Raw genomic sequence first — 928 nt, 5'->3', positions numbered from 1 at the left:
AGGAGATGTCCATCCAGTTTATTGTTTATACGGAAAAGAGACATATCTGCTGCAAGAAACCGTCAGCAGGATCAGACAGACGGTCGTTGATCAGGAGACAAAGGATTTCAATCTATCCGTTTTTGATCTGGAAGAGGACCCGCTGGATCAAGCGATTGCAGATGCTGAAACGTTTCCGTTTATGGGGGAGCGGCGTCTTGTCATTGTGAAAAATCCATATTTTTTAACAGGTGAAAAGAAAAAAGAAAAAATTGAGCACAACGTCAGTGCGCTTGAATCATATATACAATCACCTGCGCCTTACACAGTCTTTGTCCTGCTTGCTCCGTATGAAAAGCTTGATGAGCGGAAAAAGCTGACGAAAGCGTTAAAGAAGCACGCGTTTATGATGGAGGCGAAGGAATTAAATGAAAAGGAAACGACAGACTTTACTGTCAACCTTGCAAAAACAGAGCAGAAAACAATCGGCACGGAAGCGGCGGAGCATTTGGTTCTGCTTGTGAACGGTCATCTGTCATCGATTTTTCAGGAGATTCAAAAGCTCTGCACGTTTATTGGAGATCGTGAAGAAATTACGCTGGATGATGTAAAAATGCTTGTTGCTAGAAGCCTTGAACAAAATATTTTTGAGCTGATCAATAAAATCGTCAACCGAAAACGAACAGAGAGTCTGCAAATTTTTTATGATTTGCTAAAACAAAATGAAGAACCGATCAAAATTATGGCGCTTATTTCGAATCAGTTCCGGCTGATTCTGCAGACGAAGTACTTCGCGGAACAGGGATACGGACAAAAACAAATCGCTTCTAATCTAAAAGTTCACCCATTTCGGGTAAAGCTGGCGATGGATCAAGCAAGGCTTTTTTCAGAGGAGGAGCTCCGTTTAATTATTGAACAGCTTGCCGTCATGGACTATGAGATGAAAACC

Annotated in this window: 1 protein-coding gene; it reads left to right on the top strand. The window is 41.8% G+C overall.

Annotation, left to right across the window (positions count from 1 at the left end):
- Nucleotides 1-928: DNA polymerase III subunit delta (holA, locus tag RAC86_RS39190; protein ID WP_377887007.1), on the top strand; the 928-nt coding region annotated here is incomplete at both ends.

Source organism: Bacillus sp. LR_5 (genome assembly GCF_042709275.1).
The sequence above is the reverse complement of the archived record's forward strand: the minus strand, read 5'-3'. Positions and strand labels throughout refer to the sequence as shown.